Origin of the sequence: Corynebacterium sp. MSK008, assembly GCF_030232585.1 — a bacterium.
GTDB lineage: Bacteria > Actinomycetota > Actinomycetes > Mycobacteriales > Mycobacteriaceae > Corynebacterium.
Map to the genome: position 1 here is coordinate 126,136 of NZ_JASPJX010000003.1, position 21,431 is coordinate 147,566.

Annotated in this window: 18 protein-coding genes; 9 read left to right on the forward strand and 9 right to left on the reverse strand. The window is 61.1% G+C overall.

From position 1 onward, the window contains the following. Nucleotides 1-34 precede the first annotated feature (34 nt). Nucleotides 35-889 carry a 23S ribosomal RNA methyltransferase Erm gene (gene erm / locus QP996_RS03565; RefSeq protein WP_016456425.1) on the reverse strand — a complete coding sequence of 285 codons (855 nt, stop codon included), beginning with the start codon at nucleotides 887-889 and terminating at the stop codon, nucleotides 35-37. A 2,206-nt stretch (nucleotides 890-3,095) separates the two neighbouring features. On the opposite strand from erm, the gene QP996_RS03570 reads away from it, so the two are divergent. The 3 genes from QP996_RS03570 (at nucleotide 3,096) to QP996_RS03580 (ending at nucleotide 6,746) form a co-directional block, all read left to right on the forward strand. Then, complete coding sequence (locus tag QP996_RS03570; protein ID WP_070574078.1) at nucleotides 3,096-3,404, forward strand: helix-turn-helix domain-containing protein; 309 nt, start codon at nucleotides 3,096-3,098, stop codon at nucleotides 3,402-3,404. A gap of 171 nt (nucleotides 3,405-3,575) precedes the next feature. Next, nucleotides 3,576-3,875, forward strand: a complete 300-nt coding sequence (locus tag QP996_RS03575) for a hypothetical protein (protein ID WP_070574075.1) — start codon at nucleotides 3,576-3,578, stop codon at nucleotides 3,873-3,875. Between the two features lie 1,539 nt (nucleotides 3,876-5,414). Further along, nucleotides 5,415-6,746: a coiled-coil domain-containing protein gene (locus QP996_RS03580; RefSeq protein WP_284871262.1), complete on the forward strand. Its 1,332-nt coding sequence runs from the start codon at nucleotides 5,415-5,417 to the stop codon at nucleotides 6,744-6,746. 569 nt (nucleotides 6,747-7,315) lie between these two features. Here the strand turns inward: QP996_RS03580 and QP996_RS03585 are convergent. The 4 genes from QP996_RS03585 to QP996_RS03600 form a co-directional block, all read right to left on the reverse strand. Continuing rightward, complete coding sequence (locus QP996_RS03585; protein WP_016456430.1) at nucleotides 7,316-7,741, reverse strand: single-stranded DNA-binding protein; 426 nt, start codon at nucleotides 7,739-7,741, stop codon at nucleotides 7,316-7,318. 91 nt (nucleotides 7,742-7,832) lie between these two features. Then, nucleotides 7,833-7,976, reverse strand: coding sequence for a hypothetical protein (locus tag QP996_RS03590; RefSeq protein ID WP_016456431.1), 144 nt, complete (start codon nucleotides 7,974-7,976; stop codon nucleotides 7,833-7,835). Between the two features lie 160 nt (nucleotides 7,977-8,136). Further along, on the reverse strand, nucleotides 8,137-9,159 hold the full coding sequence (locus QP996_RS03595) for a DUF4192 domain-containing protein (protein WP_049181628.1): 1,023 nt from the start codon (nucleotides 9,157-9,159) through the stop codon (nucleotides 8,137-8,139). Nucleotides 9,160-9,329: 170 nt separating this feature from the next. Then, complete coding sequence (locus QP996_RS03600) at nucleotides 9,330-9,803, reverse strand: recombinase family protein (RefSeq protein ID WP_080972893.1); 474 nt, start codon at nucleotides 9,801-9,803, stop codon at nucleotides 9,330-9,332. Nucleotides 9,804-9,838: 35 nt separating this feature from the next. Between QP996_RS03600 and QP996_RS03605 the strand changes: the two genes are divergently transcribed. Further along, entirely contained in the window at nucleotides 9,839-10,375 is a 537-nt protein-coding gene (locus QP996_RS03605; protein ID WP_218079069.1) for a hypothetical protein, read from the forward strand. A 169-nt stretch (nucleotides 10,376-10,544) separates the two neighbouring features. Here QP996_RS03605 and QP996_RS03610 read toward each other — a convergent pair whose 3' ends face one another. Next, nucleotides 10,545-12,104 carry a SulP family inorganic anion transporter gene (locus QP996_RS03610; protein ID WP_217124972.1) on the reverse strand — a complete coding sequence of 520 codons (1,560 nt, stop codon included), beginning with the start codon at nucleotides 12,102-12,104 and terminating at the stop codon, nucleotides 10,545-10,547. A 169-nt stretch (nucleotides 12,105-12,273) separates the two neighbouring features. Here QP996_RS03610 and QP996_RS03615 point away from each other — a divergent pair, with 169 nt between their 5' ends. After that, nucleotides 12,274-12,678, forward strand: a complete 405-nt coding sequence (locus tag QP996_RS03615) for a MerR family transcriptional regulator (RefSeq protein ID WP_048733850.1) — start codon at nucleotides 12,274-12,276, stop codon at nucleotides 12,676-12,678. Between the two features lie 540 nt (nucleotides 12,679-13,218). Here QP996_RS03615 and QP996_RS03620 read toward each other — a convergent pair. Further along, the gene (locus QP996_RS03620; protein WP_070421670.1) at nucleotides 13,219-14,730 is read right to left on the reverse strand and encodes a recombinase family protein; all 1,512 of its coding nucleotides are present in this window, start codon (nucleotides 14,728-14,730) and stop codon (nucleotides 13,219-13,221) included. A gap of 20 nt (nucleotides 14,731-14,750) precedes the next feature. Continuing rightward, complete coding sequence (gene ychF / locus QP996_RS03625) at nucleotides 14,751-15,839, reverse strand: redox-regulated ATPase YchF (protein ID WP_284871267.1); 1,089 nt, start codon at nucleotides 15,837-15,839, stop codon at nucleotides 14,751-14,753. 94 nt (nucleotides 15,840-15,933) lie between these two features. Here ychF and QP996_RS03630 point away from each other — a divergent pair, with 94 nt between their 5' ends. The 3 genes from QP996_RS03630 to QP996_RS03640 are packed head-to-tail and all read left to right on the forward strand — an operon-like array spanning nucleotide 15,934 to nucleotide 19,089. Further along, nucleotides 15,934-17,313 carry an AI-2E family transporter gene (locus QP996_RS03630; RefSeq protein WP_502870103.1) on the forward strand — a complete coding sequence of 460 codons (1,380 nt, stop codon included), beginning with the start codon at nucleotides 15,934-15,936 and terminating at the stop codon, nucleotides 17,311-17,313. A gap of 31 nt (nucleotides 17,314-17,344) precedes the next feature. Then, nucleotides 17,345-18,394 (forward strand): DNA recombination protein RmuC, encoded by a 1,050-nt coding sequence (locus QP996_RS03635; RefSeq protein ID WP_284871269.1) that lies wholly within the window; start codon nucleotides 17,345-17,347, stop codon nucleotides 18,392-18,394. Nucleotides 18,395-18,405: 11 nt separating this feature from the next. Beyond that, nucleotides 18,406-19,089 (forward strand): DUF6542 domain-containing protein, encoded by a 684-nt coding sequence (locus QP996_RS03640; RefSeq protein WP_284871271.1) that lies wholly within the window; start codon nucleotides 18,406-18,408, stop codon nucleotides 19,087-19,089. Nucleotides 19,090-19,106: 17 nt separating this feature from the next. Here the strand turns inward: QP996_RS03640 and QP996_RS03645 are convergent, their stop codons facing one another. Continuing rightward, the gene (locus QP996_RS03645) at nucleotides 19,107-20,084 is read right to left on the reverse strand and encodes a 4-hydroxy-3-methylbut-2-enyl diphosphate reductase (protein WP_284871273.1); all 978 of its coding nucleotides are present in this window, start codon (nucleotides 20,082-20,084) and stop codon (nucleotides 19,107-19,109) included. A gap of 95 nt (nucleotides 20,085-20,179) precedes the next feature. Here QP996_RS03645 and xseA point away from each other — a divergent pair, with 95 nt between their 5' ends. After that, entirely contained in the window at nucleotides 20,180-21,421 is a 1,242-nt protein-coding gene (gene xseA, locus QP996_RS03650) for an exodeoxyribonuclease VII large subunit (protein ID WP_284871275.1), read from the forward strand. Nucleotides 21,422-21,431: the final 10 nt, after the last annotated feature.

Sequence of the window (21,431 nt, forward strand, 5' to 3'; positions counted from 1 at the left end):
CTACTGGTGGATTTCGGTTTTGGTGGTGGGGGGATTACCGCCGCCGGCCTCGATTTTTCCGTTGAGGAGGGCGTTGACTACTTCCCGATTGTGAAATGGGCCGATGGCGCGGTGAAGAGGAACCAGTCACCTGGAAGAGATCGATCCAGTCGCTGGTGTGCAATCTGGGAGGTAGGGTTGCGGGGTCGATTCCTCGCGAGCGCAACCATGATTGTGTCTCTGAACGTGATGAAAACAACCCTGCCCTTCGGAGAATTTCCCCTATCCCGCGTCCCCGGGCGGTGAAAACGGTGTGCACCATCGCCTGAAAGGCTTTGCGTTGCTCTATCGGGATCTTCGGGTCACCCACCCGGCGGATCACTAAGATCCCCCCGTCAACGTTTGGCTGTGGCCGGAAAGCAGACCTTGGTACTCGGGAACCAAGGTGAAACGTGAACCATGGGGACCACTGAGCTGTCATCATCGTGCTTGCACCTACCCCGGCCCGGCGGCGAGCGACTTCCCACTGCATGAGGAGTACAGCGGCAGTCCATGCCGGCGCATGCAACAACTTTCGAAGAATGGCAGTGGTGAGGTGAAAGGGAATGTTTCCCACAATGACGCAGGGAGTGGCGGGTAACGGGAAGTTGAGGAAATCATCATGGACCACTTCGACCGACGCCGAGGCGGTCTTTTTTGTGAGTTTGGCAGCTAGTTTTGCGTCTACCTCAACTGCCGTTATTGCCCTCCCCAAGTGGGATATCGGGTGAGTGAGGGCACCGCTTCCTGGCCCGATCTCAATGATGGGGCCGGAGGTTTGTTTTACAAGATCGACGATGGAGTTGATGATCTTGTGGTCTGTGAGAAAATTTTGGCCATGTTCGTGACGGCCGTATCCGTATGTAGACATCAGGTGTGCTCCGTGGAGTTGAAACGGAGCCGGGCATGGCAAATGGCCGCCCGGCTAAAGGACCGGAGCGGTTTCTAACCTGCGGGAGGGAGAAAACCGCCTTAGCGGCTGGTGAGCGGCCGCATGAAAACGGAACCTGAAATCAACATGGGCCTATCGTATCCAATTAATTTCGCAGGGTCCAATACGGTGAGAAAGAAGACAACCGCACCGCAACAGTGCAAGACCTCTCTGGATTGGAATTTAATTGAACATGGGTTTGGGGTACGACGCGCCCTACTCGGAGTGGCACGGACACTACGGCTGCGCGCCCACACACAACAGTAAAGAGCTCGGCAATGCACAGACACGTAACGAGAGCGCCACAAATGTATGTACGTTTAAGTTACAGCATCGACACCGACGCTCCACATGGAGGGACGGCCGCAGCCCTGCAGCAAGCACACGGCAGGGTGTCTGCTTCGGGCGACGTGAAATTACGCAGAAAAATACGAAACACATCACCGCAGGTCACGGTAGGTATTTGCGGGTCATTTCGTAATCTCGTAAACGAAAAGAACAAAACTACGAAACACAGAAACATACGTTGAGCAGCGTAAATGGTTTTCGTTTCGTAATTTTTCCACTTTTTGAAGAAAATCTAAATAAGAAGAGACACCTTGATTGCGATTGTGTCCCGTGTCACATAGCTGCAACCCCTGCAGCGTGCCCTCAACGAGGACGCTCTGCGTCGTAGACATGTGCCTGCAATGCGTGTCTGTGTCTCTCTCTTAAAAGGTTTGGGTCGAAATACCGCAAAATTACGAAACACCGCCGAAATGTGACGTGTCTATGCAGGTCACAGCGTTATCGCGTGTTTCGTAGTTTTGTTCTTTTCGTTTGCGGAAATCACGAAACCGCAGGTAGAGCGTTTCGTAATTTTTTCGTATTTTGATCGGCAAATTACGAAACGAGGTCAAAACTACGAAACGAACACACAACACCTGTGTTGCGTGTCACACAACGGCGCGCCACGGACGTGTTGCAGCGTGGCAGTATCCCGGCCGTGTCACATAGCCGCAACCCCTGCAGCGTGCCCTCAACGAGGACGCTCTGTGTCGTAGACATGTGCCTGCAATGCGTGTCTGTGTCTCTCTCTTAAAAGGTTTGGGTCGAAATACCGCAAAATTACGAAACACCGCCGAAATGTGACGTGTCTATGCAGGTCACAGCGTTATCGCGTGTTTCGTAGTTTTGTTCTTTTCGTTTGCGGAAATCACGAAACCGCAGGTAGAGCGTTTCGTAATTTTTTCGTATTTTGATCGGCAAATTACGAAACGAGGTCAAAACTACGAAACGAGCGCGCTACAGACGTGTCACAGGTCATAAAAAGGCGCGCCCCTTGCGTGTCACCGTGACGCAGCATCCCGGCCGTGTCACATAGCTACAACCCCTGCAGCGTGCCCTCAATGAGGACGGTCTATGTCGTAGACATGTGCCCGTAATGTGTGTCTGTGTCTCTCCCTTAAAAGGTTTGGGTCGAAATGCCGCAAAATTACGAAACATCCCCGAAATGTGACGTGTCTGTGCAGGTCACAGCGTTATCGCGTGTTTCGTAATTTGGTTTTCCGATTTTCGTAGTTCTACGAAACCGCAGGTAGAGCGTTTCGTAATTTTTTCGTATTTTGATCGGCAAATTACGAAACGAGGTCAAAACTACGAAACGAGCACACTATAGACGTGTCACAGGTCACAAAAAGGCGCGCCCCTTGCGTGTCACCATGCCGCCACACAACAGCTGCCCCACCACAACACCCCAGCCGTGCCACGTGGCGTGTAGAAACGTGCTCGGTTCGATTCGTAAAGATTAGGTCGCAGGCTATTGTGCGCGACGCATAAGTTCCGTACGATGGCCCCCAGACCGTATGTGGCGTTTTAATTCGTTTTTGGTTTAGCCAGCCGCATACGGGGGATAACCCCGAGGATAATTCATAAAGAGACAGCCTCTCGACCGTGATAGGCGCGGTTCCTCCGACGAGATAGACCGGTCGGCAACGGCATTGCCAACCACAAAAGCGGTCAGGTAGGGAGTAAGCGCTCCCGTAAAGCGATGGGACGGCAGACCACCGTTCTAGCGAGTTGAGCACGGCACTCCAAGCCGCCTGAATAGCAAGCCGGTAAAGCACCCCGCTCCGGGACAGATCAATCTGCCCAGGAGCGTTTTTCTATGTCCGAAAAGGACACGACTACCGCCGTCGCGCCACGCTTTTACACGCTGCAGGAACTCGCCGATCTCGGCGTCGGCTCCGAGTCCACGTTGCGAAAAGCTATTAAAGAGGGCCGTCTTTCATTCCACCGTTTCGGCACCGCCTATCGGATTCGCCAAGACGATCTCGACGCCTACCTCACGGCCGCACGCCGCCCTGCCCCGCAGCTATTCGACGGCTTCGTCGATGCCGTCGTGAATGCAGCGCCCCAACTGACAGATGAGCAGCGACAGCAACTCGTCACGGTGCTGGGCGGTGTGAAGCACTAATGCGGACAAACCCGCCTACGACGAGATCCCGCCGCTTAGCTCAGCTAGCCAGGCTGGGTCTTGAACTGAGTGCGAGGGCTGATGGGTGATGGCCGTGCTACTACACACGCGCGCTCCACCGTCGTGCCCCGAGCCCAAACAAAGAATTCACTCAATCAAGGAGAACAAACCATGTCTTTCAGAGACGATTACGCAGCCGCGCTCCGCGATGAGCAGCGAGCAAAAGATACCGTGAACGAGGCGCGCCGTGCACACAAAGCGACAAAGGAGCGCCTTGCGCAGTTGCGCAAGTATGCCGAAGAGTTCGAGGTGAATCTCGACGGTGACAAGTCCGCCAGCACCGAAGGGGACGGTGACAAGTCCGCCAGCACCGAAGGGGACAGCGATACACCTGAGAACGGTGACGGCGACACGCCTGAGAGCACCGAGGGCAGTAAGCCGAAGCGGCATCTAGAAGTTGTACCCGACTAACCCTTTAGCCGTACACGCAATCACCTCATGTGTGTACGGCCACGCGGCGTGACGACGTACAGCCGTCACGTTTGATGTCGCCACACACCCCGCTCGCAAGGGCGGGGTTTTCGCGTGTGTGCGGGTGGCTGCGGCACCGCTACACGTGACACTGTCACGATGCTTGCGCCGGTATCGGCGACGGGGCATATACACGTCTGCCCCGTCGCCTGGATCATCCGCCACATGGCTGGCGGTATGTCGCGCTGCTGTTATGCGCGGTTCTGGCCGGCATAGTCTTGTGTGGACTTGAAATATGCCGAAGACGGGGCCGTGGGTGCAGCAAAGACAGCAGCGTGGACAGAGCAGATTTCAGCAGCTGTGCTGCTGAAGATGCAACCGCGACGGCAGATGACATGCGGCGGACGCCGCATAATGGACGCGTCGTGAGATACGCCAATATCCATCTCGGCAGGCTTGCCGTGATGGAGCGTTTCGTGATGACCCAAACACGACACATCGATGCTGGCATATCCGAATACATATCGACGGGATATATCGGATTGCCAGCATCGATGTGTCGTGACGTAAAGCATGGGTCATCACACAAGGTGCAGCGCCAGCTGCACTATTGGGCATCTTGACCGGAGCGCAGCGGAGGGCAAGACAGCACCAGCCAGACCGAGCGAGCGAGGTCTGAGACTGGGGCTGTAGGGGGCGGCGCGCCAGCGCCGGGCACCGGGTTATGCGAGCGCCAGCGAGCAGTAATACCCGGTGCAGTGCCTCGGCTATGCCGAGCGCCGGAGCGCAGCGGAGGCGTCGCACCCCCTTATGCCCTTTTCCCCCTTCTACCCCTATAACGACAAACATATAGGGGTTTTGACACAGAAGGGGGCTGCGACCTGCGTGTTTCGGGTCTTAATGCGGTCTTCGACCCTTACCCGAAACGGCCCGTTGATGCGCGAAGCGCACATGGTGCCTACGCAAAACCTGCAGGTCGCCACGCTGTGCGCACCACATACGGCGTCAGCCACTGTATGTCGGTCTTAAAGTAAGGGCCGATGACGGGTGGAAACGCCGCTTGCGGCGTCTTCCCGCGTCATCGAGACACCTGCAGCGAGCCTGCGAGCGCAAGGTGTCTAACCGAACGGCAAGACCGACATCGTTTACGTGGTGCGCACAGCTCCACCCTGCACTCTGGCACCGCCGCCAGGCGGTCATTGCAGGGTGGTGAACATCCCGCAGCGAGCTATCCGCCGCCAGGCGGTGTTGATGCTGCTGCGGGGGTAACGACACGGGTCCGAGTAACACACTTCATATCGGCCCGTGCCACAAGCACACTATCGGTGCAGACGCATCACGTTCGCGGCGGTCATATGCGCGCAAGCGCATGTAACGGACACCGCCAGCGACGTGTGTTTCGCAGCCGTAGGCTCGCGGCGGATCCAGCGGCAGCTGCTGATGCAAATGTGTAGCGCCGCGACTCGATTGGTTCATCTTTGTGGCAGCGGCTGTACGGCCCTGTGGCGGCCGTAGACGCCTCGGATGGACGGAGTGCGCGTGCAGAAGAACAGTTTCAAGACGTCGCTGTTCGTCGTGTATCTGCCGAAGTCGATGTGCAAGGAGATCCCCGACTACTACACCAGTGAGGTGGACGGGCGCGAAGTGAAACGTCCGCGCTATGTCGCCCGCGACTACGAAGAAGCAAAGAAGTACCCCGAAGAGTCAATGCGCTGGCTTGCAGAAAACTTCATCCCCGGCGGTATCGACGCAGTCGCCGGCGGGGACATGAACTTCGACGAATCAACGCCACACATCCAGTTCCAGGCGGATACGTTCTCACCGAAGCCCGAAGATCCCGACAAGCTCCGCTGCCGCCCCGGCATCGCCTACAACACCGACACCTCAGTGCGGTACACATCCGGCCCGAAGAAGGGCAAGCAGATCTCGGGTAATCAAAAGTTCATCGACGCGCAACGCGGACTCCGGGAGCACATGCACGCGCTCGGTTACCCGGTAGAGCTAGAAGTCTCCGAACGACACGACGAGTCACTGAACCTCGACCGCTACACCGAGCAACAAGACCGGGAGCGCGACCTTGCCAGCCGCGAGAATGATGTGGAAGTCAAGAAGCGATCCGTGCAGCGCGACATGGACGCAATTGATCGTGACCGCGAGCAGGCTGCTAAGGAACTTGAACAGGCGCAAGAAGCCCGCGAAGCAGCCCAGCGCGTACAGGAGAATGCTGAAGCACAGGCTCGCGAGGTTGCCGAGCGTGTGCTCAAGGAAGCACGCGAGAAGGCCGAGCAAGAAGCCGAAGAGATCCGCAGCGAAGCACGCAAGGATGCTGAGCAGGAGTTGGGCCTGGCCGAAGCGCAAGCAGACGAGCTGCTCGAACGAGCCGAAGAGACTGCGCGGGCCAAGGCGGGCGATATTACAGCCGCAGCTCGCAGCGAAGCAGAGACGATCACTCGCAAGACCGACGAGGCCCGTAAGCAGGCTGAGCGCGACGCCGAGACGATCCGCAGCAAAGCACGAGATGAGGCCACGAGCATCCGCGACGAGGCCACACGCGACGCTGCAGTAACGCGCAAGGATGCCCGCGATGAGGCTGATCAGATCCGCCGCAACGCGCACACGGACGCCGAAGATGAAGCCGCCATCATCATCGAAGAAGCGGTGAAGTCAGGACAACAGTTGGAGCACTTGGATAAGAAGTTCCTGGTGCAAGAACTGCATCGCAGCCCAGAGTTGCTTGAGCGTTACACGCTGTTCAGGCAGTCGCAGACCTCAGGCAAGAAGGGCGGGGCGCAGCAGCGTGCACGCGAGCGCATCGAGAAGCGCCGCCAGCAGCAACAGCAGCGTGATCGTGATGGCGGTATGGAGTTGTAGCACTGCTCTCCCCTGCCCTGTACGGCCTTCTGCGGGCCTAACAGGGGGCCGTCGGCGTCGTAGGTCATTGGCGGCGGGTAAACGGCTGATATTCAGCGAAAATCGAAGAAATCTCGGCTAGGCGGGGCCGGTGTCACTACGTTGCGCAGTGAATTGGCCTGTTGAGTGGCGGAGATAGTGCGCAGCACGTCGGTGTGTACGACGGGGCATGTGCTGCGCAGAAGAGATGTCCGTAGAAGGGCCGACAGAATGTCGTTGTCATTCTGTTGCGTAGTAAAGGTGTCAATAGGATGACAAACCACTTCACTGCCCAATTCACATGTCATTAAAGTGACAGGGCATTTGATTGCGCAGTAAACGTGTCGATGAAATGGGTGCCCAATACACAGTGCAACCTACGTGTTAATGAAATGTCACAGACACTACATAGTGCAGTGAGTTGCGCAGCAGAAACGCCAGTAAAAGCACCGCACCACTGCACCGTAAAACTGCACAAGTGATTCGCAGCAAATTGGCGTGTGAAATGGTTGAAAAAATAACCCCGCAGGTTTCCCTGCGGGGTTTCGTAGTTAGAACGGTACTTCTTCGCCCTCAGCGCCAGCCAGGGCGGCGGTCGCCGCCTCGCCTCCGCGACGGGCAGCGCGAGCAGCGGACTCCTTCTTGGAATCGATCAGCTGCACCGTGTCGATGCGCGCCACCAGCGGGTACTGCTTCACACCGTCCTTGTCGGTGTAGACGTCGGTCTTGAGCGAGTAGCTCACCGCAACGCGATCGCCGGAGCCGATGCAGCCGAACACACCGGGGTTCGCGGCGTCCTGGACGTAGCCGGTCAGCTCCACGATCTCGCTTTCCACCTTGCCGGTGGACTTGTTCTTGAAGGTGTTGCGCGCATAGACGCTGAGCTTCACCGTCGCGCCGCCGTTTGCGTGCTCGAACAGCTTGGGTGCGCGAGCTGCGTTGCCGACGATGGTGCCGTTGTTGAAGGGGTTGGACATGTTGGTTCTCCTTACGTGAGTGGGTGTGATTTGCCGTGCAATTTGGGTACTTAAGCAGCTGCTTTGCTGCTGCGGGGCGGTTGCGCTGTCGTTACAACACTGCCCAGGGCAGCGGTGTGCCTGCCGCCTCTAGGTCGCGCAGTTCTTGTGCTGCGCCCGGATCGGCGTCCTCGCCGTCGATGCCGTCGGCGAGCTGGTAGAGCAGTTCCAGGTCGGTGTGGGTGATGTCGCGCATCACGTGCCTCCTTGTTCGGATTGATGGTCAATCCGTCTGTTGGAGACAGCTCTGCTGTCTAAAGGTCACTCCCCTGCCTCGTTGCGGTGTCTGTCGTCGCAAGCCAAGGCCCCGCGAGAAAAAGAAACCCCGTTGCATTGCTACAACGGGGTGTGTGGTGCTACTCGGCAAACAAGATCGTGCGGGTCTTCTCAGCGCCCTCGCGGACAAGCTCGACCATCCGCTCGCCCTGGCCGATATCGGTCAGCTTCGCCACCAGCGACGGGAAGTTCTCGTCTGGCCCGATCTCGGTGGCTCGCTGCGCAGCCACGCCAGCTAGCCCCGGCTGGCCTGTGGCGTGAGCGAGCACGGCAACAGTGGCGGTGAGCTGCGAGCGCATGCCTGGCCAGCTGGTCGGGACAGCGCGCATAACCTTCTCTATGAACGCAAGGCCCGCCTGCGGGTCATCGAGCAGTGCGGCAAGCAGCGTGTCCCGCAAGCGCGGCGTGGTGAAGCATTTCAGCGCAGACCGAACAGCGCGAGCGCTCGGCTGGGTGATCCCTGCCGCCGCCTGCTCATACTCACGCTGCAGCACGTCTGCGAACATGGGCGGGATATACGCCAGCGCGTCTTCGATGATGTCGGCGTGCTCGGCAGCGTCGATGCCGTGGTCAGTGCTGTTCAACCGTGCCTCGATGTCGTCTTTGCTCGGCTCCGGCAGCTCGCCGGTGTGCTCTAGCATCTGCTGCAGCGCCGCTGATGCGGCGACCTCGCCGACAACACCGTGGCGCGGCTCGTCGATGAGCGGATGCTGGTACACAGACCACCAAGCAGCCCCAGTGACGATCTCGGGCACCTGCACCACCCCGAGCAGCGGCGGTAGCGGCGAGGCCCCGCTGGTGAGGTACGTGGCCGTCTCGTCGAAGACCGGCTGCGCAATGTCATCGCTGATCATGTACGCGATAACAGCGTCGAGTTCGAGGTGGTGGACCCACGCTGCGAACCGCTCGCGGCTCTCGGTGAGCTTCTCCACTGCTTCGTCCAGGTCGAACCGTGCGACCGGGCCGAGGCGGACGGTGTCGACGCCCTCGTCGTCGACGAAGAACGCGAGGATCAGCGAGTTGTTCGGGTAGAACCCGAGGATGCCGGGGAGGTTCGCGAGGATCTCGCCGTGGGATGCAAGCGTGTGAGAATGGGTGGACATGGCAGTGCTCCTTTGCACGAATACGGGGTGTATGTGGTCAATCCCGTATTCGGCCCGGCTCTGCCGGTCGCAGGCGTATCCCAGCAGTGCAGCACTCATGTGTGCCGAGCGTCGCTAGCGCAGCCTGATGCCTTCTCGCCGGGTGCGAGCGCTAGCGACGCAGCCTGTGCTTAAGCGTCGGCTTCGATGCGCTTGAGAGCGCGATAGATCGTCGGCCGCGAGACGTTAAAGGTGCGCGCTACAGCGCTGACGGACTTGCCGCCGTCGATAAGCTCCTTGGCCATCTGCGCCTGCTCAGCGCTGAGCTTCGGCTTGGGGCCGGCGACCCTGCCCTGTGCGCGGGCGTGCGCCACGCCCTCACGGGTGCGCTGGACAAGCAGGTCACGCTCCCACTCGGCAAGACTTGCCATGACGTTGATAACCACCTTGTCGGTGGGCTTCGACGTGTCCAGCGCTGGCTCCAACACCTTGACGTTGATGTCACGCTCGGCGAGGTCAGCGATGGTGTTCACGGTGTCCGCGAGGCTGCGGCCGAGCCTGTCCAAGCGCGTGACAACGAGCGTGTCGTCGGGGCGCATGTACGCCAGCGCGTCATCAAGACCAGGCCGTTGCCAGTTGGTGCCGGAGATGGTGTCTGAGTAGATGTGGTCCGGGTCGCAGCCAGAGCCTGAACGCTCAGATGACTTCGAGCCTGACTTCTAGCCTGGAACCGCTGGTAGAAGTAGCTGTATCTGAGGCAATGTCGAAAGAGCCTAAGAGCCTGCACGAGGCAGCAGAAGCCTCTAAGAAGGCTCGCAGCGCTCTGCTCCAGGAGAAGGAGTCCAACGAAAAGCTGCTGGAGGAGATACGCGCAGAACGCAAGCAGTATAACGACGATATGGAAAAGTCGAACACGAACTTTATTAAGGCCTGCATGTCTGCCTCGTGGATTGCAGCCAGTGTTCTCTTCGTTGCTATCGCACTCGTTGCTGTCGGAGCCTTGGGGAACGGGCTGCTAAGTATGCTCGGCATACCCGACGGCGTGTCTGCCTTGTGGGGTCACGTCCAGGAGGCCAACGGCATCGGCCCAACACTGGGCTGGTTGGCGTTAACACTTATCGTCATAGGGGTTCTTATAGCGCTTATGACCTGGATGTTGTCCCAGGCTGCGCCGGGTATTGCTCACTTAGTCGAGGAATACCGTCGCAATCACCCGAGGAAAGAAACGAACCACTAACTAGAACACGTGCACCGTAAAAAGTAAAAATCCCCACAACACAGCGTAGCGGTTAACCGCTACGCTTCTTTTATGCTCTTCCTATGCCCCAACTTTGCAACAGCACCAATAAACTGGCGCCCCGGTTATAAGTTGGGGCGCCAAGTCGATGTGCTCGAGTCGGGGGATGTTAGTGGCCGGTGCCAAGCCGGCCAGACAGGCGGTTCAGCCGGTCCTGACTGGGACCGTCGAGCCCGATAATGGACACGGTTTTGCCTCTGTCCTGGAACTTCTGCGTAATCGCGTCAAAGGTCGCGACCGTGGAGGCATCCCAGATCTCCGCCTCAGTGAGATCAATAGTGATATGACGGGCAGAATCGGTGTAATCAAAGCGATAAACCAGGTCATTGCTTGATGCCCAAAACAACTGGCCATGCACCCGGTAGGTACGAGTATCAATCTCGCCATCGCCGTCGCTGTCGATCTCGGAGACCTTTTCAATGGAAGCGATATGTGCCATCCGACGGGCGAACATGATCATCGCGGTGACCACACCCAACACCACACCAATGGCCAGGTTGCTGGTGGCTAGGGTGGCAATAATCGTCACGGCCATAACAATGGTCTCAGAGACCGGCATGAGTTTAAGGGTGCGTGGATGCACCGAGTGCCAGTCGATGGTGCCGACCGAGACCATGATCATGATTGCCACCAGCGCAGCCATCGGGATCATGCCAACGATGTCGCCCAGTGCCAGGACCAGGACCAGCAGGAACACACCGGCTAACAGGGTGGATAGGCGGGTACGTGCCCCGGATTCGCGGACGTTGATCATGGTTTGACCGATCATCGCGCAGCCACCCATGCCGCCGAAGAAACCGGAGGCAATATTAGCCACCCCCTGTCCCCAGGATTCACGAGTTTTATCGGAATGAGTGTCGGTGATGTCATCGACGAGCTTGGCGGTCATCAACGATTCCATGAGACCGACCACGGCCATGGCCAGGGCATAAGGCGCGATGATCTGCAGGGTCTCCAACGTCCACGGCACGTTCGGAATAAACAGGGACGGTAAGGTCTCCGGCATCTTGCCCATGTCCGAGACCGTCGGGACAGTCAAACCGGCGGCAATGACCAAACCGGTGAGCACGATAATCGTGACCAGCGGGGCGGGGATCACACTGGTGAGCTTGGGGAAGAAAATCATGATCACCACACCCAAGCCGACGAGTGGGTAGACTATCCAAGGCACATCAATGAGGTGTTCGAGTTGGGCGGTGAAAATCATAATGCCCAGTGCATTGACGAAACCCAGCATCACCGATCGGGGGATAAAACGCTGAAGTTTCGCCACACCGAGGGCGCCGAGCACGATTTGTAGGACACCGCCCAACAGGACGGTGGCGATGAAATAATCCATCCCGTAACCACGCGCCACAGGAGCAATGACTAGGGCAATAGCCCCGGTGGCGCCGGTGATCATTGCCGGGCGGCCACCGGTAAAGGCGATCGCAATGGCCATGACTACCGAGGAAAACAGACCCATGGCTGGGTCAACACCGGCAAGGATGGAAAAGGCAATGGCCTCAGGGATCAGCGCCAGGGATACCGCCAGTCCGGCCAGAATCTCTATACGGATACGGGCGGGGGAAGAAAATGCGTAACGGAAGGATGCGATGATCCCGGTAGGGGCATCAGCGCCGTCTGGACTCAGGAGGGGGCGGGGGGCCGCCGTGCTAGTTTCAGTCATAGATGTCCAATCTTTGAGGGGATAGGTAACTGGGCGAACGCCCGAAAGGAATCCAACCCTCTAGTAACTTTAGGTTTGGTGATGGTGGTCATGGTAGCGGGAGTTTTACTCAACCGCCAACCCAGGCACAGGAACCCGTGGGCAACATCACCGTGAAGGAGAACAGGCAATGCAAAACAGTAATTTCAAGATCGGCGAGGTCGTTGACCAGACGGGGTTGTCGATTCCCACCTTGCGTTATTATGACAACGTCGGCCTGATTACCCCATCGGGGCGTAGCCCTGGTGGGTTCAGGCTTTATAGTGAGGCTGATGTACGTCGTGTTTTGCTGGTGCGACGGATGAAACCGCTGGGGTTTACTCTGGATCAGATGCGGGAATTCCTGGAAGCTGCGGAGATTCTTCATAGTTCAGATGGCGGGCAGGACAGTGATACCGCACAGCAGGCACGGAGTAATGCCAAGGCCACCCTTGCCGACATTCGTGAGGAGACGCGCACCCGCTACGAAAAGCTACGCAAGCAAATTGCCTACGCTGAGGAATTCCTCGATCTGGTCAACACCCTGGTACCCTAAACTGCCCCCATCCTTCGCAGGGAGAAAAAGACCATCGTATTGAATGCGCTCTGTCGAATCGCGTTCCAGATGAAGTGGACGAACGCCCGCGGCCTCTCCGGAGTGGATGGCGATAGTACAGAGGACTTCTGAAATCCGTGCAGACGACTCCTCAAAACGACACAGTCATCCAAGGTCACAAAATCGAGAATTGTCACTTAACCCCATCACTTCCAAACCGGCTTAAGTGACAAAATGCCATCGCTAAAGTCCCGATTTGAGTCCCAGGACGTGCGCCTTAAGAGAAATAACTAAAGCCCCTACCAGTGTTTCTCCTGGTAGGGGCTTGGAAGTTGGTAGCGGGGGCAGGATTCGAACCTACGACCTCTGGGGCAACAAGAGCCGTGTCATACTTCCTGCGAACGCCACGGTTGAGCAGTGTCGCCCCCGATACACGAAGGCAGATCTCCCCCGAACTGCCGGCTCCCGTGGCGTTCCTTCGTAAGAGCTTTGCGCGCCGCAGCGCATGCGCGCGATTGTTGACGTGTCACACACTGCAACCTAGTTCCACACGATCTGCACCGATTCAGGGTTAAAGGTCTTGGTGCCGCGCACGCCACGGCGCAGGCGCACCTGGCACAGGGTATTGATGACTCGGCGCTGCACGGCAAGCTCTGCGTTGTCGAAGGCATCCACGGGCGAGGCGTAGCCGGTTGTGTCGAGCAGCGCCGATGCGCCAGCAAGACGGGCACGGCGCGTTTCGAGTTTCTCGATCTGCGGCTCATAACGGTTTCGCGCGCGCTTGAGGTCACGGGCCTCGATAAGCTCCTCATCGTAGTCAGCCTGGACGCGGGCGAGCTTTGCGCGAAGCTCAGCGAGTTCGTCGTCGATGGCGTTGACCTCGTCGTCGTCCACAGTCGGCAGCAGGTCCGCCAGGTCGTCACGGCCAAGGCGGGCGCGGATCACGGCGAGCACAAAATCATCGACGCTATGTGTGCGCACTAATCCACAGGCGGCGCAGCGGTAGCGGTCGGCATGTGTGCGCACGGGGTTGCCACACTCGTCGCAGACATACAGACCCGAGCCGAGATGGCGGCGAGTGTTCCGGCGCTCCTTGTTGGTCAGCCGGTCGGGATCGTCGAGCACGTTCTGCACGCGCCACCACAGATCTGGTGTGACGATCGGCTCCCACTGCCCTTTCACCGGCTCGCCGGTATCGGGGTCGCGGACGATATGCGTGACACGGCGGTATTTGTTCTTCACGCCTTTGCGCTTGGCCTTCTTATAAGTGGAGTAACCCGCATACACGGGGTTGCGCAGGATCGAGTGCAACGACGTGTAGGCCCACGGCTGCGCGTCGGGAACCGGCTTTTCTTCCTGGCCTTCAGCGCGGCGTCGAGCGTTGCGCTCTGTGACCACGGTGTACATATGGCGCGGCGTGGTCGGGATATCCGGCAAGCCCGGTTGATCGACCCCAGATAAGGCGCGCGCAATGTCGCGCATGGAGTTGCCCCTCTCGACAGCGCGGAACATACCGAGCACGGCGGCGGCTTCGGATGGAATGATCTCGCCGGTGGAGGTGTAGCCGATAGGGCGCACACCGCCGGAGTACCAGCGGCCCTGCTCGGCGCGTTGCTGTTGCGCACGAGACTGGCGCATGCTCTTTCGCTCGATCTCGCCGCGTGCCACGGCTGCTTTGATGCGCGCGTACATTCTGCCGCCGTCGGTGGCAAGGTCAGCATCACCGTTCGCAGTGACGAGTTTCAGCCCCTGCTCCTCTGCCCTGTCGATCCACTCTTCGAGCTGCCAGGGCTGCCGTGTGAGGCGGTCGAGGTCCCAGCAAATGATCGCGTCGATCTCGCCGCGCTCAAAGGACGCCACCATCGCGTCGTAGTCGGGGCGGTCCACGTCCTTCTTCGACGCGGAGATCGACTGATCGACGTAGGTATGCACGACGTCCCAGCCGCGTTGCTCGGCAAGGGCTTCGCAGTCCTGGCGCTGCCGGTCGATGGCGAGGCCGTCCATGGCAGCATCGAGCGAGATACGGAGGTAAATAGCAGCACGTGTTGTCATGCCGCTAACACTAGCGCGCCTCAGGTTACATTGAAACGAAACTCCACCACGTCGCCGTCGGCCATGACGTAGTCCTTGCCTTCCTGACGGACCTTGCCGGCGGCGCGGGCGTCGGCCATCGAGCCGGCCGCGTCCAGGTCGTCGAAGCCAACGATCTCGGCCTTGATGAAGCCCTTTTCGAAGTCGGAGTGGATCACGCCGGCGGCCTTCGGGGCGGTGTCGCCCTTGCGAATCGTCCAGGCGCGGGCCTCCTTCGGGCCGGCGGTGAGGTAGGTCTGCAGGCCGAGGGTGTCGAAGCCGGCCTTGGCCAGGGTCTGCAGGCCCGGTTCGTCCTGGCCGACGGCGGCGAGGAGCTCGGCGGCGTCTTCGTCGTCAAGCTCGAGCAGCTCGGTTTCGGTCTGGGCGTCCAGGAACACCGCCTCGGCGGGGGCGACCAGGTCGCGCAGCTCCTGCTTGCGCGCGTCGTCGGTGAGCACGTCCTCGTCGGAGTTGAACACGTAGAGGAACGGCTTCGCCGTCATCAGGTGCAGGTGGTGCAAAAGCGCCAGGTCCACTTCCCCGCCCTTGGAAGCGGCGAAGAGGGTGCGGCCGTCCTCGAGCACAGCCTGCGCCTTCTTGGCTTCCTCGGCCTGGGCGGCGACGTCCTTGTCCTTGCGGCCGTCCTTTTCCAGGCGCGGCAGGGCCTTTTCAATGGTCTGCAGGTCGGCGAGGATCAGCTCGGTGTTGATGACCTCGATGTCCGAGGACGGGTCGACTTTGCCGTCGACGTGGATGACGTTGTCGTCGGAAAACGCGCGCACCACCTGACAGATCGCGTCCGCCTCGCGGATGTTGGCCAGAAACGCGTTGCCCATGCCTTCACCCTCGGAGGCACCCTTGACAATGCCGGCGATGTCAACGAAGGACACGGTGGCGGGCAGCACGCGCTCCGAGTCGAAGATCTCCGCCAGCCGGTCCAGGCGCGGATCCGGCAGCTCCACCAGGCCCACGTTGGGCTCGATGGTGGCGAACGGGTAGTTCGCGGCAAGTACCTCGTTGCGCGTCAGGGCGTTAAAGAGGGTGGACTTGCCAACGTTGGGCAGACCGACAATTCCAAGAGTAAGGCTCACGTCGCAACATCCTAGCGGAGGCTTGTGCGAGGTTCGGAGGGGGCCGTGAGGTGGGGCGTCGCAAAGCAATGTGCGATGGTGCACAATAGTGCGCGTGAGCGAACCGACCCAGACCCCCATGCGCGAAGACCGCGTTGACCGCAACGTTGTGTTCAACGACTGGATCGCTTCGGCGGCGAAGTTCACGCTGCGCATCCTGGTTATCGCCGTGTTTTTGTACGCGTTGGGCCAGCTCATCGGCGCGTTTTGGGCCGGTGTTTTGCCGGTCGTGCTCGCGCTCATCGTGTGCACCGTGCTCGCCCCCATCGCAGCTGCCTTACGACGCCACAGGGTCCCCTCCGGCTTCGCAGCCCTTCTGACGATGCTGTTGTTCTTCGGGGTGCTCGCATTTATCGGCATGCTGATCGCCCCGGACATCGTGGGGCAATCGCGCCTGTTGTACATCCAGGCGTTCGAGGGCGTGCAGCGCCTGCAGCTGTGGGCGCAGGGCCCGCCGCTGAACATGGATCCGGAAAACCTCAACGAGGGCGTCAACGAGATCCAGCGGTGGATCCAGAACCAAGCGGGCGCGATCGCTGGCGGGGTGTTCTCCGGCATTAACACCGCGGCCGGGCTGTCAGTGACGCTGATGGTGCTGTTCGTGCTCACCTTCTTCTTTCTTAAGGACGGGCACCGCTTCCTGCCGTGGCTGCGCTCCGCCACCGGCGGCCGCACCGGCCTGTACCTGACCGAGCTGCTCACCCGCGCCTGGAACACCTTGTCCGGCTTCATCCGGGCCCAGGCGGTGTGCTCGTTGATCGACGCCATTGTGATCGGCACCGGCATCGCCATCGTTGGCGTGCCCATGGCGTTCACGCTCGCGCTAATCACGTTCGTGGCCGGCTTCATCCCGATTGTGGGTGCGGTTGTTGCGGGCGCGTTGGCGGTGCTGATCGCACTGGTCACGCTCGGGTTCACCAAGGCTTTGATCGTGCTGGCGATCGTGCTGGCCACCCAGCAACTGGAGGGTAACGTGCTCTCCCCCATGCTGCAGTCGCGGGCGATGAACCTGCACCCGGTGATCGTGCTGGTTTCGGTCACGGTCGGCGGCGCGCTGTTCGGCCTGGTCGGCGGCTTCCTTGCCGTGCCGGCCGCCGCGATGGTCGCGGTGGTGTACCGCTACCTGCTGGAGGTGCTGCGCATCAACGCCGGCGAGCTGGGAGCGCACGACATCGAGTTCGCCACCGACGAGGGCCGGGTCATCGCGGAGATCGTGGAGAAGGAGTCGGTGCACAAGCGCCAGGAGTGGCGCGGCGAGCGCGAATGGGTCAACGCGCCCGTGGCCGACGAGGAAGAGGACGAGAAGACCGAGCGCTTCGGCACCTCCAGCCTGCGCAAGCTGCGCGAGACTGGCCTTGGGCGGCTGCGCGGGTGGCAGTCAGGCGACGGCGACAGGGACACCCCAAGCGAACATATGAGCGAACCCGAACGCTAGCGTGTCGGGCGGGTGTGGTTGACTGCCAGCTATGTCCACCGCCACCGTGCTTTTAATCCTCGCCACCGGCCTGCTCGCAGGCTTCATCGCCGGCGTGTTCACCGGCGCCGCCTGGATGCGCCGTTCCACCCCGCAACCCACTCCCCCGCAGGACCTGCGCCCCGTCGCCCGCGCGCTGAAAGACATGCGCGAACAGCTCGACGAGATGGACAAGCAGCAGGCAGTCTCCGCATCGTCGCTTGCGGGGCAGGTGCAGGCGATCGGGCGCACGTCGGCGCGCTTGGGCGACCGCACCGACCAACTCATCACCGCCCTGCGCTCCCCTCAGACCCGCGGCCGCTGGGGCGAAATCCAACTCGAGCGGGTGGTCGAGCTCGGCGGCATGCTCAACCACGTCGATTTTGACACCCAGGAGCACATGCTTGTCGACGGCTCACGTGTCCGCCCCGACATGATCATCCGCCTCACCCAAGGCCGGAACATCGTCGTCGATGCGAAAGTGCCGTTCCAGGCGTACCTGGACGCGCTGGGCACCGAGGATCCGGAGGAGCGCCAGGCGTTCATGCGCCGCCACGCCCACCTGGTGCGCGCGCACGTGGACACCTTGTCGGCGAAATCCTACATCGAGGCGTTCCAGCCCACTCCGGAGTTCGTGGTGCTGTTCGTGCCAGCGGACCCGTTTTTGGACGCCGCGCTTTCCATCGACCCCGAGCTGTTGGAATACGCATTCGCGCGCGACGTAGTCATCGCCACCCCCACCACCCTGTTTGCACTCCTGCGCACCGTGGCGCTGGGGTGGCGGCAAGAATCGCTCAACGACGCAGCGAAGGAAATCCAGCGCCTAGGCGGGCAGCTGCACCAGCGCCTCGCCACCATGGCGGAGCACTACAACCGGGTGGGCGCCTCACTGGACAAGGCGGTGGAGGCCTACAACGCCACTCTGGCGTCGATGGATTCGCGCGTGATGGTCACCGCCCGCAGGCTCGAGGAGGCGCAGGTGCCGTCGCGGCGCGGCGAGGCCCCGGCGCTGAAACCGGTCTCTTCGCGTGCCCGGCACGCTGCCGAGGGCACCGCGGAGTAGACTCGTCTGGCGTGTCGCATGTCTCTCACCGGAACTCAACCTCCCCGTCCGCAACGTTTCACGGGTTGCCCACGGGGTCCGGCATTGGCATCATTTTCGCCGCACTCTTCACCGGCGTGCTGCTTTCGCTGTCTACCGCCGTGATCGGCTGGCCATTCTTGGCTCTCTACGCCGCGGCGGTGATTGTGGTGGCCACCCTGGTCAACCCGCGGGGGTTGTTCCTCACCGTGGCCAGCGCGCCGATCTTGTTCGTTGTGGCGGTGGTGATCGCCGGCTGGGTGATGTCGCGCAACCAGATTGCCGCCGGCGGCGCTTCCGGCAAAGCGGCGCTGCTGCTGGTGTTCTACCCGGTCATCGAGCTATTCCCCGTACTGTTCGCCGTCACGCTGGGCTCGATCGTCATTGCGGTTGTGCGCATCCGTTTGATCAAGCGCCACAACGAGCAGCTGCTGCGCCGCGAGACCGCCGAACGCACCCGGATCAACCGCAGCAACCGCCGCACGAATTCTGAGGGGCGCCGCGCCCGCGAGCGCGCCAAGGCGGTGTCCGTGGACGAGCTTCTGCGCCGCGCCGATTCGGAGCGCAGCGCGAAGCGGGCGCAAAAACCGGCGCAAAAACCGGCACAGAAAAAATCCCCGCGATCCGGCTCCACCTCGATTGCGGACCGGCTCGGCGAGGACCTTTACAAAGGCTAGCGCTCTAGCGTTGCGCGCTACCCCTGCGCCACCGCCGGGGTCTCTCGGCGCGGCAGGCGCAGATCGCGAGGCAGGGAGAACGTGATCGTCTCCACGGTGGTCGTCACTTCTTCTGCGTCCGAGTAGCCGCGGCGGTCGAGCTCTTCCACCAGCTCCTTGACCAGGATCTCCGGCACGGACGCACCCGAGGTCACGCCGACGGTGGAAACGCCGTCGAACCACTCGTCTTTGACCTGGGAGGCGTAGTCCACCAGGTGCGACTCCTTCGCGCCTGCCTCCAGCGCCACCTCGACCAGGCGGCGGGAGTTCGAGGAATTCTGGGAGCCGACCACGATAACCAGCTCGCAGCGCGGGGCGATCTCCTTGACCGCGGCCTGGCGGTTCTGGGTGGCGTAGCAGATGTCGTCGCTCGGCGGGTTTTCCAGGTTCGGGTAGCGCTCATGCAGCTTGTCCACGATGAGCATGGTCTCGTCCACCGACAGCGTGGTCTGGGACAGCCAAACCAGCTTCTGGTCGTCCGGGAAGTCGGGCAGGCGGTCCACGCCGTCCACGCCGTCGACAAGGTGCGTGATCTCCGGGGCCTCACCGGCGGTGCCCTCGACCTCCTCGTGGCCCTCGTGGCCGACAAGCAGGATGTGGTAGCCGTCGCGGGCGAAGCGCTTGGCCTCGTTGTGCACCTTGGTCACCAGCGGGCAGGAAGCGTCGAGGGTGAGCAGGTTGCGGTCCTTGGCGGAGTCGCGCACCGCGGGCGAGACACCGTGGGCGGAGAACACCAGGTGGGCGCCTTCGGGCACCTCGTCGGTCTCGTCGACGAAGATCACGCCGCGCTCCTGCAGCGTTTCCACGACGTACTTGTTGTGCACGATCTCTTTGCGCACGTAGACGGGGGCACCGTACTTCTCCAGGGCCTTCTCTACGGTCTCCACAGCACGGTCGACGCCGGCGCAGTAGCCGCGGGGGGATGCGAGGAGGACTTTTTTACCCTGTTCTGTCATGGAACCAACCCTAACTAATCAGCGTCAAAAACAATAGGCGGGCCGTGTCGGCTCGCCGGGTAACGTGGCAGAAGTCAAATGGAAAGGAGCATGCGGTGGCAGATTCGAAGAGCTCGCCGGAGTCGCCGTGGTCGGTGTCCAAGCTCAACACCTCGGTGAAGGGCTGGATTGAGCGCCTCGGCTGGCTGTGGATCGAGGGCCAGCTCACCCAGGTCAACACCAAGCCGACGTGGCGGTATTCCTACCTCACCCTGCGCGACACCCAGGAGCAGGCCAGCGTCCAGCTCACCGCGGAGACCTCGCTGCTCACGGGCATGCAGGTGCCGTTGAACGACGGCGACCGCGTCGTCGTGCTGGGTAAACCATCCTTCTATCCCGGCCGCGGCACGTTTTCCATGCGCGTGACCGAGATCAGGCACGTCGGCGCAGGCGAGCTGCTGGCGCGCATTGAGGCGCTGCGCAAGCAGCTCGCCTCCGAGGGCCTGTTCGACCCCGCGCGCAAAAGGGCGCTGCCCTACCTGCCCACGAAGGTCGGCTTGATCACCGGCCGCGGTTCCGCAGCAGAGCGCGACGTGGTCACCGTGGCGCAAGGCCGCTGGCCCGAGGTGCGCTTCGAGATCATCAACACCCCAGTCCAGGGGCCGACCACCGTGCCCGCGGTGATCGAGGCGCTCGGTGTGCTCGATGCGGACCCTGAGGTGGACGTGATCATCGTCGCCCGCGGCGGCGGGTCCGTGGAGGATCTTCTTCCGTTTTCGGAGGAGGCGCTGCAGCGTGCCGTCGTCAAGCTTGGCACCCCTGTGATCTCCGCGATCGGCCACGAGCCGGACAACCCGGTGCTGGACAACGTCGCGGACGTGCGCGCCGCCACCCCCACCGATGCGGCCAAGCGCGCAGTCCCCGATGTGGCACAGGAGCGATTGCTTATCGACGAAGCACGTGCCCGCATGGCCGCCGCCCTGCGCGGCTGGGTCCAACGCGAGCGCGACGGGCTGGCCTCGGTGCGCACGCGCCCCGCGCTCGCTGACCCGATGATGGCCATTACCCACCGCCGCGAGGAGATCGAGCGCGCCACCGCCCTGATCCGCCGGGACGTGTCGCATTTGCTGCAGCGCGAAGCGCAGCACGTGCGGGGCTTGCGCGCCCAGGTCTCCGCGTTGGGGCCGTCGGCGACGCTCGCCCGCGGATACGCCGTGGTGCAGGTGCTACCCCGCGACGGCTCCGACGCCGAAGTTGTCACCTCCATCGACCAATCCCCGCCCGGATCGCAGCTGCGCATCCGCGTCGGCGACGGCTCCATTACCGCCGCCTCCATGTCCACCACACAAGCAGATTAGGAACACAGAA

Coding starts and splice junctions, on each gene's coding strand:
- QP996_RS03585 (WP_016456430.1), bottom strand. CDS start 7,741: ATGTCCAACCCCTTCAACAACGGCACCATCGTCGGCAACGCAGCTCGC.
- QP996_RS03575 (WP_070574075.1), top strand. CDS start 3,576: ATGTCTTTCAGAGACGATTACGCAGCCGCGCTCCGCGATGAGCAGCGA.
- QP996_RS03570 (WP_070574078.1), top strand. CDS start 3,096: ATGTCCGAAAAGGACACGACTACCGCCGTCGCGCCACGCTTTTACACG.
- QP996_RS03645 (WP_284871273.1), bottom strand. CDS start 20,084: ATGACAGAACAGGGTAAAAAAGTCCTCCTCGCATCCCCCCGCGGCTAC.
- QP996_RS03620 (WP_070421670.1), bottom strand. CDS start 14,730: ATGACAACACGTGCTGCTATTTACCTCCGTATCTCGCTCGATGCTGCC.
- QP996_RS03605 (WP_218079069.1), top strand. CDS start 9,839: ATGACTTCGAGCCTGACTTCTAGCCTGGAACCGCTGGTAGAAGTAGCT.
- QP996_RS03615 (WP_048733850.1), top strand. CDS start 12,274: ATGCAAAACAGTAATTTCAAGATCGGCGAGGTCGTTGACCAGACGGGG.
- QP996_RS03635 (WP_284871269.1), top strand. CDS start 17,345: ATGTCCACCGCCACCGTGCTTTTAATCCTCGCCACCGGCCTGCTCGCA.
- erm (WP_016456425.1), bottom strand. CDS start 889: ATGTCTACATACGGATACGGCCGTCACGAACATGGCCAAAATTTTCTC.
- QP996_RS03590 (WP_016456431.1), bottom strand. CDS start 7,976: ATGCGCGACATCACCCACACCGACCTGGAACTGCTCTACCAGCTCGCC.
- QP996_RS03610 (WP_217124972.1), bottom strand. CDS start 12,104: ATGACTGAAACTAGCACGGCGGCCCCCCGCCCCCTCCTGAGTCCAGAC.
- QP996_RS03595 (WP_049181628.1), bottom strand. CDS start 9,159: ATGTCCACCCATTCTCACACGCTTGCATCCCACGGCGAGATCCTCGCG.